The following is a 15,657-nucleotide window of genomic DNA, read 5'->3' on the forward strand; positions in this document are numbered from 1 at the left end:
ACCCGAGTTGACGCAGGGCCAGGCCGGGTCATCCGGCCTGGCCCACCTGCTGGGAGTCAGGCGTTCACGGCAGCCGGTTCGGTGGTCGGGGCGCAGTCGGCCAGGGCGATCGGGTCGCCCATGCTGACGACGATCTTGCGGTCGCCCTTGTAGGACTCGCGACCGTGGGCGCACAGGATGTTGTCGACCAGCATCACGTCGCCCGGCTGCCACGACTCGCGCACGGTCACCTGGTCGTAGGCGCGGTTGAGGGCATCGGCCTCGTCCTGGGTCAGCGGAGTGCCGTCGCCGAAGAAGGTGCAGAACGGCATCCCGTCGGCGCCGAATGCCTCCAGCAGGACCTCGCGCACCTCCTCGTCGAGAGTCCAGTGGTTCCAGAACGCGGTGTGGTTGAACCAGGTCTGCTCGCCGGTCACGGGGTGGGTGATGATCGCGGAGCGACGCTGGCGGGTGCGCAGCGAGTCGTCCTCGGTCCACTCGTAGCCGACGGTGTTCTCCGCGCAGTAGCGCTCGACCTCGGCCTGGTCGGTGGTGGCGAAGCTGGTGCGCCACGGCAGGCCCGCCAGGTCGGAGTAGTTGCGGACCAGCAGCCAGCCCTTCTCGGCGAACCGGGCACGCAGGTCGTCCGGCAGCAGGCGCAGCACCTCGCGCATGTCGCCGACGGTGGTGGCGCCGCCCTCGTCGGGGGCGATGAGGCAGCCGAACAGCAGGAAGCCGGGGAACTCCAGGGTGTAGCTGTTCTCGTTGTGCAGGCGGATGGGCTGAACCGCGGGCAGGTCGGTCGAGGAGAACACACCGTGGCCGTAGTCCGACCGCGGTGTCGCCTTCTCGCGGTAACCCGCGGGGCTCGGCAGCAGCAGGTCCTTGACCACCGCGAAGTCCTCGGTGCTCGCCACGGGCAGGCCCCGGATCAGCACGCAGCCGAGCCGCTGGACGGTGGCCCGGATCCTGGGCAGGTTCGCGGTCAGCCACTCCGCCGCGGCCGCCATGTCCGGGATGTCCGCGATGGTCGCGATCGGCGGCTTGCCCGCCTCCGTGCGCACATCGAGGCTCGCGGTGTCGACGATGGTCATGCTTTCTCCTCAGGTGTGGGAACAGGCAGGTCGCGGCCCGTGCGGAGCGGGCCGATATACAAGGTGAAACCCGCGGCGATGTTGGCGATCACGAGAATCCAGATCGCGGTGCGCAGGTCGAGGACGGTGCCGAGCACGCCGCCGAGGAGGCTGCCGATCGGGTTGACGCCGAAGATCACGAACCGGATGCTCATGGCGACCCGGCCGAGCATGTCGCGCGGGCAGTACGCCTGGCGGAAGCTGACCGCGATCACGCTGTTGGCCGCGGTCCCCATGGTCGACCCCATCACCCCGATCAGGGCGAGCACGATGCCGATTCCGGGGTCGGCCAGCGGGAACAGCAGCCCGAACAGCGCAGTCACCGGGCTGCCCAGCCGCAGCGCGCGGGCCGAGCCGACACGGCGGCTGTACCAGGGGGCCAGGGTCGCGCCGAGCACGCCGCCGATGGCGATGGCCGCGGTGAGCGCCCCGACGACCCAGCCGCCCAGGCCCGCGGTGCGCACCAGGAACAGCACCCACAGCGCCTGCAATCCGGCCATGCAGAGGTTCACCGCGCCGGAGTGCAGGGTGAGCACGCTCAGGTACGGGTCGCGGACCACGACCTTGAGCGCCTCGGCCACGTCGGCGAGGATGCCGCGCCGCGGCTTGGGCTCGGTGGCGGGTTCGACGGCCCGGATCGACCGCAGGCACAGCGCCGACACCACGAAACTCGCCGCGTCCACCATCAGGCCCGCCACGGCACCGGTCACGGTCGCGAGGACACCGCCGATGCCGGGCCCGGCGACCTTGGCCGCCTGCTCAGTCACATGGAGGCGGGAGTTGGCCCCCAGCAGGTTCTCCCGGCCGACGAGGAACGGCACATAAGCGCTGTAGGCGGCGGTGAACAACACCGTCGCACAGCCCACGGCGAACGCGACGAGCAGGATGTGGGCCAACGTGAGCACGCCGAGCCAGGCCGCGACGGGCACGCTGGCGAGCAGCACCGCCGACGCGATGTCGCAGGCGATCATGAGCGGGCGCTTGCGCACCCGGTCGGCCCAGGCGCCTGCCTGCAGCCCGATCACCAGCCACGGCAGCCAGATCGCGGCGTTGAGCACGCCCATCATGAACGCGTCCGCGCTCAGCACCTGGATCATGACCAGCGGCAGGGCGACCGTGGTCACCGCGCCGCCGGTCTTGCTGACCGCCTGACCCGCCCAGAACAGCATGAAGTTCCGCTCGCCCAGCACCCTGGGCCGCGCGGCCACCTGCGTCATCGCTCCCCCAGCCACGTCGTGACCAACTGACCGACGCGCGCGATCGGCGCCGGTTTCATCATGTCGAAATGTCCACAGTCGACTCCGTGGTCGTCGATCCGCCCGGTGGCGAAGTCCCGCCAGCGGTCCGCGCCGCCGCCGCGGGTGCGGGCGCTCTGTTCGGCGGTCACGTAGAGGACGTCGCCGTCGACCACGTCGGTCGGGGCGCCCACCAGGACCTTGACGAGGTTGGCCGACGCGTCGGCCAGGCGGGTCAACGTGTCCTCGGGCAGGCCGAACCCGGCCGCCACCGCCGACCGCAGCCGGTCGGTGTCGTCGTCCACGGCCAGCCCCAGGTCCTGGGCCATCGTGGTCAGCAGTGCCCGCTCGATCTGGTCACCCCAGCCGGGAAGGGTCGACTGACCGTCGGGCGGGAACGAGTCGAGGAGGGCCAGCAACTCCACCTTGGCGCCCTCGCGCTGCAGCCTGGCCGCGACGGCGTGGGCGATGTTCCCGCCCAGCGACCAGCCCAGCAGCCGGTACGGTCCCTCGGGCTGGATCTCCCTGATCCGGCGCGCGTAGCCGGCGGTCAAATCGTCGAGGTCGAGTGGCCGGTCGTCGAGGTCGATCTGCAGTCCGTGCAGCGGCAGGTTGTCCGGGACATGGCGCTGGAGCACCGAATAGCACCACGCCACCCCGGACACCGGGTGGATACAGAACAGCGGCCGCTGGTCACCGTGGGGACGGATGGGCACGACCGGGTCGATCCGCGCGGGCGTCCCCGAGGAGATGGCTTCGGCGAGCCCGAGCACCGTGGGCGCCTGGAACAGCGCGCGGACCGACAGGTCGACGCCCAGGCTCTCTTGGACGCGGCCGACAAGGCGGGCCGCCAGCAGTGAGTGGCCGCCCAGGGCGAAGAAGTTGTCGTCGACGCCCACCGAGTCCAGTCCGAGCACTTCCCCGAAGAGTCCACAGAGGATCTCCTCGCGGCCCGTGCTCGGCGGGCGACCGGTGGACGCGCGCTCGGGCGTGGGCAGGGCGCGGCGGTCGAGTTTCCCGTTGGTGGTCAAGGGAAGCTGGTCGAGTCCGACGAACGCCGAGGGCACCATGTAGTCCGGCAGCAGGTCCGCCACGTGCGCGCGCAGCGCCGGATCGGCCTCGGGCACCACGTAGGCGACGAGGCGCTGGTCGCCCGGGGTGTCCTCGCGGGCGACCACGGCGACCTGGCCGACCGACCAATGGGTGGCCACCGCGGCCTCGATCTCGCCCAACTCGATCCGGAAGCCGCGGATCTTCACCTGCTGGTCGACCCGGCCCACGTACACGAGCTCGCCGTCGCGGGTCCACCGGGCGGCATCGCCCGTGCGGTACATCCGCTCGCCCACCCCGAACGGGCACGCGACGAACCGTTCCGCCGTCAGCGTCGGCCTGCCCAGGTATCCCCTGGCCAGCCCCTCCCCCGCGACGTACAGCTCGCCGACGACCCCGGGCGGCACCGGCTGGAGGCGCGCGTCGAGCACGTAGGTCCGCAGGTCCGGGATCGGGCGGCCGATCGGGCTGCCCGTGCGCTCGCCACCGGTCGCCGAGGTCAGCGGCAGACAGCTGACGTGGACCGTGGTCTCGGTGATCCCGTACATGTTCACCAGTTCCGGCGCGGCCGGGCGGCGGCGGTACCAGTCGGCGAGCAGGCCGGGTTCCAGTGCCTCGCCGCCGAACACCACATGCCGCAGGCTCAGCTCGGCGCCGGTGTCGGCCTCGATCAGTTGGTAGAAGGCAGACGGTGTCTGGCTGAGCATCGTCACCCGCTCATCGGCGAGCAGCCGGAAGAACTCGCTCGGGCTCCGACTGACGTCGAACGGGACGACCACGAGCCTGCCGCCGTACAGCAGCGCGCCCCACATCTCCCACACGGAGAAGTCGAAGGCGTAGGAGTGGAACATCGTCCACACGTCGTCGGCGCCGAAGCCGAACCAGGGCTCGGTCGCCTCGAACAGCCGGACCACGTTGCGATGGGTGATCACCGCGCCCTTGGGCCTGCCGGTCGAGCCGGACGTGTAGATCACGTACGCCGGGTGTTCCCGCCGCAGCGGGGAGCGCCGGTCGGCGTCGGTCACCGGGCGCGGGTCGGCGGCGATCGAGCCCAGTGTGACGACCGGTCCGGACCACGGCGCGTCCGGTTGGTCGGTGATCAGCAAGGCGGGACGCGCGTCGTCGAGCACGTAGCGCACGCGGTCGGCTGGGTAGGTCGGGTCCACCGGGACATAGGCGGCCCCGGCCGTCACCACGCCCAGCAGCGCGACCACCTGCCCGATCGAGCGCGGCAACAGCAGCGCGACGCGGTCTTCTGGGCCGACGCCCGCGGCGATCAGCTCGCGCGCGACGCCGTTGGCGGACGCGGCCAGCTCGGCGTAGGTCATGGACTCGGTGCCGCACGACACCGCGACCGCGTCCGGCATGGCTGCGGCCCGCTGGCCGAACAGCCCGGGCAGGGTTTCGAGGCCCGGCTCCTGGGCAAAGGTCGGGTTCCACTCGGTGAGGACCCGCCGGCGTTCGGCCGCGTCCAGGATGTCCACTCGCGACACCGTGGCGGCCGGGTCGGCGGTGACCGCCGTGAGCACCCGGACCAGCCGCCCGGCCAAGTCCTCGACCGTGGCCCGGTCGAACAGATCGACGGCGAACTGGACGTCGCACCGGATGCCTGCCGGACCGCCGTCGGCGCCGAACGTCTCCGCCAGCGCGAAGGTCAGGTCGACCTTGGCGGTGGCCGCGCCGACCGGCTCGGGCGTGATCTCGACACCGGGCAGGATGCCCGCCGCGCCCGGGGTGTTCTGCAGAACCAGCATCACCTGGAACAACGGGTTGTAGGACAGCGACCGCGGCGGGTTCAGGTGCTCGACCACCCGCTCGAACGGCACGTCCTGGTGGGCGAACGCGGCCAGGTCGGTCTCACGCACGCGGTCGAGCAACTCGGCGAAGGTCGGGTCGCCCGTGGTGTCCGTGCGCAGGACAAGGGTGTTCACGAAGAACCCGACCAGCTCGTCGAGCGACTCGTCGGTGCGGCCCGCGATCGGCGTGCCGATCGGGACGTCGCCGCCCGCGCCGAGCCGCGTCAGCAGGGCCGCCAGCGCCGCGTGCAGCACCATGAACACCGTGACGCCGTTCGACCGGGCCAGGTCCGTGATCTTGGCGTGCAGGTCGCCGTCGATCGCCGCCGAGACGTTGCCGCCGCGGTAGCTCGACACGGCGGGCCGGGGCCGGTCGGTGGGCAAAGCGAGGCACTCCGGCACGCCCGCGAGGTTCGCTCCCCAGAAGGCGAGCTGCTCGGACAGCAGGCTCTCCGGGTCGGCCGCGTCGCCGAGGAGTCGGCGCTGCCACAGGGTGTAGTCCACGTACTGCACCGGCAGCGGCGCCCAGCCGGGCGCGTGGCCCGCCGTCCTGGCCTGATAGGCGGTGCCCAGGTCGCGCAGCAGCGGACCGATCGACCAGCCGTCGGCGGCGATGTGGTGCACCACGACGAGCAGCACGTGCTCCCCCGGCGCCGTCGCGAACAACGTCACGCGCAGGGGTGGCGCGGCGAGGTCGAACACGTGGCCCGCCGCCGCGCGCACCAACTCCGCCACCTCGGCTTCGGCGCACTCGACGACCGCGAGCTCGGGCCGGTGGTCGGTGAGCACGACCTGGCAGGGCTCCCCCGCCACGTCGGTGAACACCGTCCGCAGCGCTTCGTGGCGGACCACGACGTCGCCGAGCGCGGCCTCGAGCGCGGCCCGGTCCACCGGGCCGCGCAACCGCAGCGCGCCGGGGATGTTGTAGGTGGCGCTCGGGCCCTCCAGCCGGTTGAGGAACCAGAGCCGCTGCTGGGCGAACGAGAGCGGGACGCGGTCCGGCCGCGGTTCCGGTCGCACCGCGGTCCGCGCGGACTCCCCGTCGTCGAGGACGGCGGCGAGGCCCGCGACCGTGGGCGTCTGGAACAGCGCGCGCACCGACAGTTCGGTGCCGAACGCGGCGCGGACGCGGCTGATCAGCTGGGTGGCGAGCAGCGAGTGGCCGCCCATGGCGAAGAAGCTGTCGTCCACGCCGACCGCGTCGACGCCCAGGGTGCGCGCGAAGAGTCCACAAAGGATCTCCTCGCGGCTCGTGCGGGGCGCGCGGCCCGCGGTGTGGCCGGGCGCGGGCAGGGCGCGGCGGTCGAGCTTCCCGTTGGCGGTCAGCGGGAGCTCGTCCAGTTCGATCAGCGCGGCCGGGACCATGTAGTCGGGCAGGGTCGCCGCGAGGTGGGCGCGCACGGCGGCGGTGTCGATCGGGCCGTCGGCGGGCACCAGGTAGGCCGCGAGGCGGCGGTCGCCCGGCTTGTCCTCGCGGACGATCACCGCGGCCCGGGCGACGGCCGGGTGGTCGGCCAGGACCGCGCCGATCTCGCCCGGTTCGATGCGGAAGCCGCGGACCTTGACCTGGTCGTCGGCGCGGCCCAGGTACTCCAGCACGCCGTCCGCCGTCCAGCGGGCCAGGTCGCCGGTGCGGTACATCCGCGACCCGGCCGGGCCGAACGGATCGGCCACGAATCGCTCCGCCGTCAGCGCCGTCCGGCCGTGATAGCCCCGGGCCAGCGGGGCGCCCGCCAGGTACAGCTCACCCGCGGTGCCGGGTGGGACTACGCGCAGTGCGGCGTCGAGCACGTAGGCGCGGGTGCCGCGGATCGGCTTGCCGATCACCGGCCGGTCGCGCTCGGCGATCCGGCAGCCGACGGTGTCCACTGTGCACTCGGTCGGCCCGTACAGGTTGAACGCCCGCACGTCGCGCACCTGGTCCCAGAGCCACGCGCTCGCGGGCTCGCCCCCGATCAGCAGCATGGACGGTCGGACCTGGCCGGTCAGCAGCCCTTGGCCCAGCAGCTCCTCGACGTAGCTGGGTGTCGCGCCGAGCACGTCGAGCCCGTGCGCACGGGCGTAGCCGACGACGGCGGCGGCGTCGCGCCGGACGTCGTCGTCGAGCACGTGCAGTTCCAGGCCCGCCAGCATGAGCAGCAGATAGTCGACCGAGGCGTCGAAGGACATCGACGCCGTCAGGCCGACCCGGGTTGGGCGGCCGCCCAGCGGCTCGATGAACTCGGCGCGGTGGAAGGCGAACAGGTTGGCCACGCTCTGGTGGCAGACCACGACACCCTTCGGCCGCCCGGTCGAGCCGGACGTGTAGATCACGTAGGCCGGGTGTTCCCGCCGCAGCGGCGTACGCCGATCGGCGTCGGTCACCGGGGTCTCGGCGAACCCGGACAGGTCGAGGTCGTCGATCGCCAGCACGGCGCCCGGCCACGGGGGCGCGCTGTCGGTGATCAGCAGGACGGGGTCGGCGTCGTCGAGCACGAACCGCACCCGCTCCGGCGGGTAGCCTGCGTCGATCGGCACGTACGCGGCGCCTGCGGTGAGGACCGCCAGCAGCGCGACGACCTGGTCGACCGAGCGTGGCAGCAGCAGCGCGACCCGGTCCTCGGCGCCGACCCCGCGCGCGATCAGCAGCCGGGCGAGCCGGTTGACCCGGGCCGCCAACTCGCCGAAGGTCAGCGACGATTCGCCGCAGACGACGGCGGTCGAGTGGGGGACGGTCGCGGCGCGCTCGGCCAGCCAGCCGGGCATGGTGCCCGTGGCGGGCTCCACGGCGGCGGGGTTCCACTCGGTCAGCACGCGGTGGCGTTCCTCGGCGGACATGAGGTCCACCTGGGAGATGGCGATCCCGGGGTTCGCGGTCACCGTGTCCAGCAGGCGTGCCAGCCTGCGGGCGATCGTCTCGACGGTCGGCCGGTCGAACAGGTCGACGGCGAACTGGATGTCACATCGGATCCCGTCCGGCCTGCCCCGGTCGTAGGTCTCCGCCAGCGCGAACGTCAGGTCGACCTTCGCGGTGGCCACGCCGACCGGCTCGACCTCGACGTCGAGACCGGGCAGCAGGTTCGCGGCGCGCTGGTTGTTCTGCAGCGCCAGCATCACCTGGAACAGCGGGTTGTACGCGCTCGACCGCGGCGGGGCGATCAGCTCGACCACCCGCTCGAACGGGACGTCCTGATTGGCGTACGCGGCGAGGACGGTGTCGCGCACCCTGGCCAGCAGGTCCTGGAACGTCGGGTCGCCACTGGCGTCGGCGCGCAGGACCAGGGTGTTGATGAAGAACCCGACAAGGTCGTCGAGGGCTTCATCGGTGCGGCCTGCGATCGGCGACCCGATCGGGATGTCGGTCCCGGCGCCGAGCCCGCACAGCAGCGCGGCCACCGCCGCGTGCAGGACCATGAACACCGTGGCGCCGTGCGCCTGTGCCAGCTCGACGACCCTGGCGTGCGTCTCGGCTTCGATCATCAGTGACACGTTGCCGCCGCGGTAGCTCGACGCGGGCGGGCGCGGGCGGTCGGTCGGCAGGGTCAGACACTCGGGCAGGCCCGCCAACTCCTTGCCCCAGTAAGACAGCTGTTCCGACAGCAGGCTGTGCGGGTCGTTCGCGTCACCGAGTAGCTCCCGCTGCCAGAGCGTGTAATCCACGTACTGCACCGGCAGCGGTTCCCAGTCCGGAACCGCGCCGCCGCGCCGGGCGCCGAACGCCACGCCGAGGTCGCGCAGCAGCGGGGCGATCGACCAGCCGTCGGCGGCGATGTGGTGCACGGTCAGCAGCAGGACGTGTTCGTCCGGCCCGACCGCGAAGACGGTGGCCCGGATCGGCGGTGTCGGCGCGGCGAGGTCGAACACGTGCCCCGCCGCGGCCAGCACCGACGCCGCGACGTCGGCGGGCGCGCACGGGACGACCGAGAAGTCCGGCCGGGAGTCGGCCTCGGGCAGGACCCGCTGGTAGGGCTCGCCGTCGACCTCACCGAACACCGTGCGCAGCGCCTCGTGCCGGACCACGACGTCGCCGAACGCCGCCGCCAGGGCCGCGTGGTCCAGCGGACCACGCAGCCGCAGCGCCCCGGAGATGTTGTACGTCGCGCTCGGGCCCTCCAGCCGGTTGAGGAACCAAAGCCTGTGCTGCGCGAACGACAGCGGGATCATCGAGTGTCCTCAGTGGTCGGATGCGGCCGGGCCCGCAGCGCGGCCCGGGCGGGCTTGGCCTGGTCGAGCAGTTCGTCGAGCCCGGCCACCGTCGGCGCCTGGAACAGCGTCCGCAGCGACAGCTCGACCCCTAGTGCCGAGCGCGCCCGGCTGACGAACCGGGTGGCCAGCAGCGAGTGGCCGCCCAGGGTGAAGAAGTTGTCGTCGATGCCGACCGACTCCAGCCCCAGGATGTCCGCGACCAACTCGCACAGCTTCTCCTGGCGGGGAGTGCGCGGACCGCGCGAGGTCGGCGCGGCCTTCGTGTCCGGCTCGGGCAGGGCGCTCCGGTCCAGCTTGCCGTTCGGGGTGAGCGGCACCTCGTCGATCGCGACGAACGCCGACGGCACCATGTACTCGGGCAGCCGCTCCTCGGCGTGGGCCCGCAGCGCCGCTTCGTCCGCCATGCCGACGATGTAGGCCACCAGGCGCCGGGCGCCCGGGGTGTCCTCGCGGTCGACCACCACGGCCCGGGTGACCGACGGGTGGTCGGCCAGCACGGCGGCGACCTCGCCTGGCTCGATCCGGAAGCCGCGGATCTTCACCTGGTCGTCGGCCCGGCCGAGGAACTCCAGCACGCCCGCGGCCGTCCAGCGGACCAGGTCACCCGTGCGGTACATCCGCGACCCGGCCGGACCGAACGGGTCGGCGACGAACCGCTCGGCCGTCAGCGCCGTCCGCCCGTGATAGCCGCGGGCCAGCGGGGTACCCGCCAGGTACAGCTCACCGGGGGTTCCCGGCGGCGTCGGGCGCAGCGTGCCGTCAAGCACGTAGGCGCGGGTGTTCCACATCGGGTGGCCGATCACCGGGCGCTCGCTGTCGGCGAGCCTGCCGACCGCGGTCACCACCGTGCACTCGGTCGGCCCGTAGAGGTTGTACGCGGTGACGCCGGTGGCCGCCCGCACCCGCTCCCACAGCCGCGGACCCGACGCCTCGCCGCCGAGGAACATCACTGAGGGCCGGGTGCCGCCGTCGAGCAGACCCTGCGCCAGCAGTTCCTCCGCGTGGCTGGGCGTGGCCTCCAGCACGTCGATCCCGCGGTCGCGCACGTAGCCGATCAGCGCGGTGACGTCGCGGCGCACGTCGTCGTCGAGTACGTGCAGCTCGTGGCCGGCGAGCATCCAGAACACCAGGTTCCACGACGCGTCGAAGGACAGCGACGCGATCAGCGCGACCCGCAGTGCCCGGCCCGCGGTGGCGGCCGCGGGGGCCATCACCTCGCGGCGGTGGAAGTCGAACAGCCCGGCCAGGCTCTCGTGGCACACCACCACGCCCTTGGGCCTGCCGGTGGAGCCGGACGTGTAGATCACGTACGCCGGGTGCCCCGGCTGGACGGCGATGGAGAGCGGGCCGTCGGCCAGACCCTCCAGCTCCGCGAGGGTCTCGCGTGCGTCGAGCACCACCGACGCGACCCCGTCGACCGGCGCGCCAACGGTGAGCACGACGGTCGGACGGGCGTCATCGAGCATGAAGCGGACCCGGTCGGCCGGGTAGGACGGATCGATCGGCACGTAGCCGCCGCCGGTCTTCCACACCGCGAGCAGCGCGACCAGCGCGTCGGCCGAGCGGGGCAGCATCAGCCCGACCAGCCGCTCCGGGCCGACGCCGTGGGCGATCAGCAGGCGGGCGAGACGGTTGGCCCTGCGGTCCAGTTCGGCGAAGGTCACCGACTCGTCGGCGCACACCACCGCGACGGCGTCCGGCGTCGCCGCGGCCTGCCTGCCGAACGCCTCGACGGGCAGCACGCTCGTTGATTCGGTCTGGCCGTGCCACTGGTCCAGCACCCGCCGCCGCTCGCGCGGCAGCACGACGTCGATCTCGCTGAGCGCCGCCTCCGGCGCCCGGGTGACCGCGTCGAGCACCTGGACCAGCCGGTCGGCCACGGCGAGCACGGTGTCGCGGTCGAACAGGTCGACGGCGTACTCGAGGTCCCAGTCGAGCCCGTCCGGGGTGCCGTCCGGCCGGTGCGACTCGTTGACGCGGAACGTCAGGTCGAACTTCGACGTGGCGGTGTCCACCGGCTCGACGTCGATCGTCAGGCCGGGCAGCAGCCCCGCGGCGGGCGGGGTGTTCGACAGCATGAGCAGGATCTGGAACAGCGGGTTGTGCGACAGCGACCGCGTCGGGTTGACGTGCTCGACCACCCGCTCGAAGGACACGTCCTGGTTGGCGTACGCGGCGAGGTCGGTCTCGCGGACCCTGGCGAGCAGCTCCCGGAACGTGGGGTCGCCCGCGGTGTTCACCCGCAGGACCAGAGTGTTGACGAAGAAGCCCACCAGGTCGTCGAGCGCCTCGTCGGTGCGGCCCGCGATCGGCGAGCCGACCGCGATGTCGGTGCCCGCGCCGATCCGGGTCAGCATCGCCGAGAGCGCCGCGTGCAGGACCATGTAGAGGGTGACCCCGCCCGCGCGGGCCAGGTCGGCGATCCGGGCGTGCAGGTCGGCGTCGACCCGGAACCGGACCGTGTCGCCGCGGTGGCTCGCGGCGGCGGGACGCGGCCGGTCGGTCGGCAGCGCGAGGCAGTCCGGTGCGCCCGCGAGCTGGGTGCCCCAGTAGTCGAGCTGCTTGGCGACCAGGCTCTCGGGATCGTCCGCGGCGCCGAACAGCTCGGCCTGCCAGAGGCTGTAGTCCATGTACTGCACCGGCAGCGGCACCCAGTCGGGGCCGTGCCCGGCGCGGCGCGCGCCGTAGGCGGTGCCCAGGTCGCGCAGCAGCGGGGCGATGGACCAGCCGTCGGAGGCGATGTGGTGCACCACGACCAGCAGCGCGTGCTCGTCGGGCCCCGCGGCGAACAGCTCGACGCGGATAGGCACCTCGCCCGCGGCCACGTCGAACGGCCGCACCGCCGCGGCGTGCAGGGCGGGCTTGAGACCGGCGGCGTCGCACTCGACCACCGCAAGGGAGAGGCCGACCTGGTCGGCGCCCAGGATCCGCTGGTAGGGCTCGCCGTCGACGTCGGTGAACACGGTGCGCAGCGCCTCGTGCCGGTCGACGACGTCGGTCAGCGCGGCGGCCAGGGCCGCGCGGTCGAGCGGTCCGCGCAGCCGCAGCGCCCCGGAGATGTTGTAGGTGGCGCTGGGGCCTTCCAGCCGGTTCAGGAACCACATGCGCCGCTGGGCGAACGACAGCGGCACCTGCTCGGGCCGCTCCCGCTTGACCAGCGCGGGACGCGCGCCGGTGGCCAGGTCGAGGTAGCGGTCGAGTTCGCGCACGGTGGGTGCGCCGAACAGCGTGCGCAGGGACAGTTCGACGCCGAAGACGCCGCGGGTGCGGCTGACGAACCGGGTGGCCAGCAGCGAGTGTCCGCCGATGGCGAAGAAATCGTCGTCCACCCCGATGGAGTCGACGCCGAGCACCTCGGCGAACAGTCCACAAAGGATCTCCTGGCGCGCCGAGCGCGGCCCGCGCGCGGCCGAGGCGCGGGAGTCCGGCTCGGGCAGCGCCGCCCGGTCGAGCTTTCCATTGCTGCCCAAGGGGAGCTGGTCGAGTTCGACGAACGCGGCCGGGACGAGGTAGTCCGGTAGCCGTGCTTCGGCGAAGGACCGCAGCGACTCCAGATCGCCACCGGAGGACACCACGTAGGCGACCAGCCGCGGCCCCGTGTCGCCGTCGGTACGGGCGACAACGGCCACCCTGGCGACCGACGGGTGGCCGAGCAGCGTGGCCTCGACCTCGCCCGGCTCGACCCGGAACCCGCGGATCTTCACCTGGTGGTCGGCCCGGCCCAGGTACTCCAACTGCCCGTCGGCGGTCCAGCGGACCAGGTCGCCGGTCCGGTACATCCTGGTGCCGCGCGGGCCGTGGGGGTCGGCGACGAAGCGCTCGGCGGTCAGCGCGGCCCTGCGGTGGTAGCCGCGGGCCAGCGGCTCACCCGCGAGGTACAGCTCGCCGGTGGTGCCTGGCGGCACGAAGCGCAGCGCGGGGTCCAGGACGTAGGCGCGGGTGTTGCGCACCGGCCTGCCGATCACCGGGCGGTCGCTGTCGGCGGGCCTGCCGATCGCGGTGACGACGGTGCATTCGGTCGGGCCATACATGTTGAACGTGGCGACGCCGTCGGCGCGCAGCCGGTCCCACAGCGGCGCTCCGGCGGGCTCGCCGCCGAGGAAGAGCACCGACGGGCGGACGTCGCCGTCGAGCAGGCCCTGCGCGAGCAGTTCCCCGGCGTAGGTGGGCGTGGCCTCCAGCACGTCGATCGCGTGCTCGCGGGCATAGGCGACCAGGCCGGTGACGTCGCGGCGGAGATCGTCGTCGAACACGTGCAGCTCGTGCCCGGAGAGCAGCCAGGCCAACAGGTTCCACGAGGCGTCGAACGACAGCGACTGGATGAGGCCGACGCGCATCGGCCGGTCGGCCTTGATCACCTCGGCGCGGTGGTGGGCGATCAGGTTGCCCAGGCCGCCATGGCTGACCACGACGCCCTTGGGCCGCCCGGTCGAGCCGGAGGTGTAGATCACGTACGCCGGGTGCCCGGCCTCGGTCGTCCCCGGCCGCTCCACGGCGCTGAGCGGGCGCGGGTCGAACCCGGCGAGCACGGCGGCGGTGTCCGGCGCGTCGAGCACGACCACGGAGGTGCCCGTCACCCGCGAGCGGTGCTCGGCCAGGGTGACCACGGCCGCGGCCTCCGCGTCGGCGAGCATCATCGCCACCCGGTCGTCGGGGTAGGTCGGGTCGACGGGGACGTAGGCGCCGCCCGCCTTCCACGCGGCCAGCAGCGCGACGACGAGGTCGACCGAACGCGGCAGCACCAGGGCGACCAGGCCCTCGGGGCCGACGCCGCGGGCGATCAGCAGCCGGGCCAGCCGGTTGGCCCGGCGGTCGAGCTCGGCGAAGGTCACCTCGGCGCCGTCGCACACCACGGCCACCGCGTCGGGGGTGGCGGCGACCTGGGCGGCGAACACGGCGGGCGCGAGGTCGGCGGGCGCGGCCGTCGGCCCGTGCCACCGCGCGACCCGCGCGCTCTCCTCCGGCAGCAGCAGATCGATGCGCCGCGCGGGCTGGTCGGGGTCGTCGGCGATCGTCTCCAGCACCTGGACCAGCCTTGCGGCGACACCTTCTGCGAAGGCGCGGTCGAGCAGGTCGGCCCGGTATTCGACGTCGAGACCAAGCGCGGCGCCGACCGCGCGGACGGTGACGCTCAAGGAGTAGTTGGTGCCGCCCTGGATGTCCACATCGGACATCCGGAAGGGACTGTCGCCGAGCGCGGAGCCGACCGGGACGTTCTGGAAGACGAAGTGGGTGTCGAACAGCTCGGTGACGCCCGCCGCGCGCTGGATGTCGACCAGCCCGAGGTGCTGGTGGGCCACGAGCGCGGCCTGCTCGGCCTGCACCCGCGCCAGCAGCTCGGCCGCGGTCTCGCGGTGGCCGGGGCGCACCCGCACCGGGACGGTGTTGATGAACAGGCCGACCATGGATTCCATGCCGGGCAGTTCGGCTGGGCGGCCGGACACCGTGGCGCCGAAGACGGCGTCGTCGCGGCCGGTGACCCCGCCCAGCACCAGTCCGAGCGCGCCCTGGAACACGGTGTTGAGCGTCAGGCCGCGGCTCAGCGCGAACCCGCGCAGCCGCGCGCACAGATCCTCGGGCAGCTCGACGGAGATCTCGTCGGCCACCAGGGGCTGGCGGGTCGGGTCGGCCGGGGCCAGCAGCGTCGGCCCGGCCAGGTCCCGCAGCGCGGCACCCCACGCCCGTTCGGCGGCGGGCTTGTCCTGCCGGGCCAGCCAGGAATAGAACTCGCGGTACGGGGTCGGCGCGGGCAGTCCCGTGCCGTCGCCGCCGCGCGCGTAGAGCTGGAACAACTCGTTGATCAGCACCGACGTCGACCACCCGTCGACCACGATGTGGTGGTTGGTGACGACGAAGCGGTGCCGGTCCTGGCCCAGCCGCACCAGCAGGAACCGCAGCAGCGGCGGCCGGGACAGGTCGAACCGGTCCCCCTGTGCCGCCCTGGTCAGCTCGGCGAGCCGTGCCTCCTGATCGTCGCCCGTGTGGTCGGACAGGTCGACCTGCCGCCACGGCAGCGCGACCTCGCGGCGGACCACCTGCACGGTGCGGTCCTCGCGGTCCTGCCGGAAGCAGGCGCGCAGGCTCTGGTGCCTGGCCAGCAGTTCGGCGCACGACGCGCGCAGGGCGACCACGTCGAGCGGTCCCTCCAGCAGCGCGGAGAACTGCATCGTGTAGACGTCCGGTCCGCTCTCGTCGAACCGGGCGTGGAACAGCAGGCCCTCTTGCAGTGGCGTCAGCGGAAGGACGTCTTCGACGGTCGTGGTGCGGGTCATGTCGCGG

4 protein-coding genes are annotated in these 15,657 nt (G+C 73.0%); all 4 read right to left on the reverse strand.

Annotated features, from left to right (window positions below; translation table 11 throughout):
* Positions 1-56 precede the first annotated feature (56 nt).
* Genes ACSHT8_RS06040 through ACSHT8_RS06055 form a run of 4 tightly spaced genes read right to left on the reverse strand, consistent with a single transcriptional unit; the run spans position 57 to position 15,650 of the window.
* The gene (locus ACSHT8_RS06040; RefSeq protein ID WP_436498514.1) at positions 57-1,073 is read right to left on the reverse strand and encodes a TauD/TfdA family dioxygenase; all 1,017 of its coding nucleotides are present in this window, start codon (positions 1,071-1,073) and stop codon (positions 57-59) included.
* On the reverse strand, positions 1,070-2,329 hold the full coding sequence (locus ACSHT8_RS06045; RefSeq protein ID WP_436498516.1) for an MFS transporter: 1,260 nt from the start codon (positions 2,327-2,329) through the stop codon (positions 1,070-1,072). Before ACSHT8_RS06045 ends, ACSHT8_RS06040 begins: the two co-directional genes overlap by 4 nt.
* The gene (locus tag ACSHT8_RS06050) at positions 2,326-9,336 is read right to left on the reverse strand and encodes an amino acid adenylation domain-containing protein (RefSeq protein WP_436498518.1); all 7,011 of its coding nucleotides are present in this window, start codon (positions 9,334-9,336) and stop codon (positions 2,326-2,328) included. Before ACSHT8_RS06050 ends, ACSHT8_RS06045 begins: the two co-directional genes overlap by 4 nt.
* On the reverse strand, positions 9,333-15,650 hold the full coding sequence (locus ACSHT8_RS06055; RefSeq protein WP_436498520.1) for an amino acid adenylation domain-containing protein: 6,318 nt from the start codon (positions 15,648-15,650) through the stop codon (positions 9,333-9,335). Before ACSHT8_RS06055 ends, ACSHT8_RS06050 begins: the two co-directional genes overlap by 4 nt.
* Positions 15,651-15,657: the final 7 nt, after the last annotated feature.

The organism is Actinokineospora sp. HUAS TT18, from assembly GCF_051364635.1.
Classification (GTDB): Bacteria; Actinomycetota; Actinomycetes; order Mycobacteriales; family Pseudonocardiaceae; genus Actinokineospora.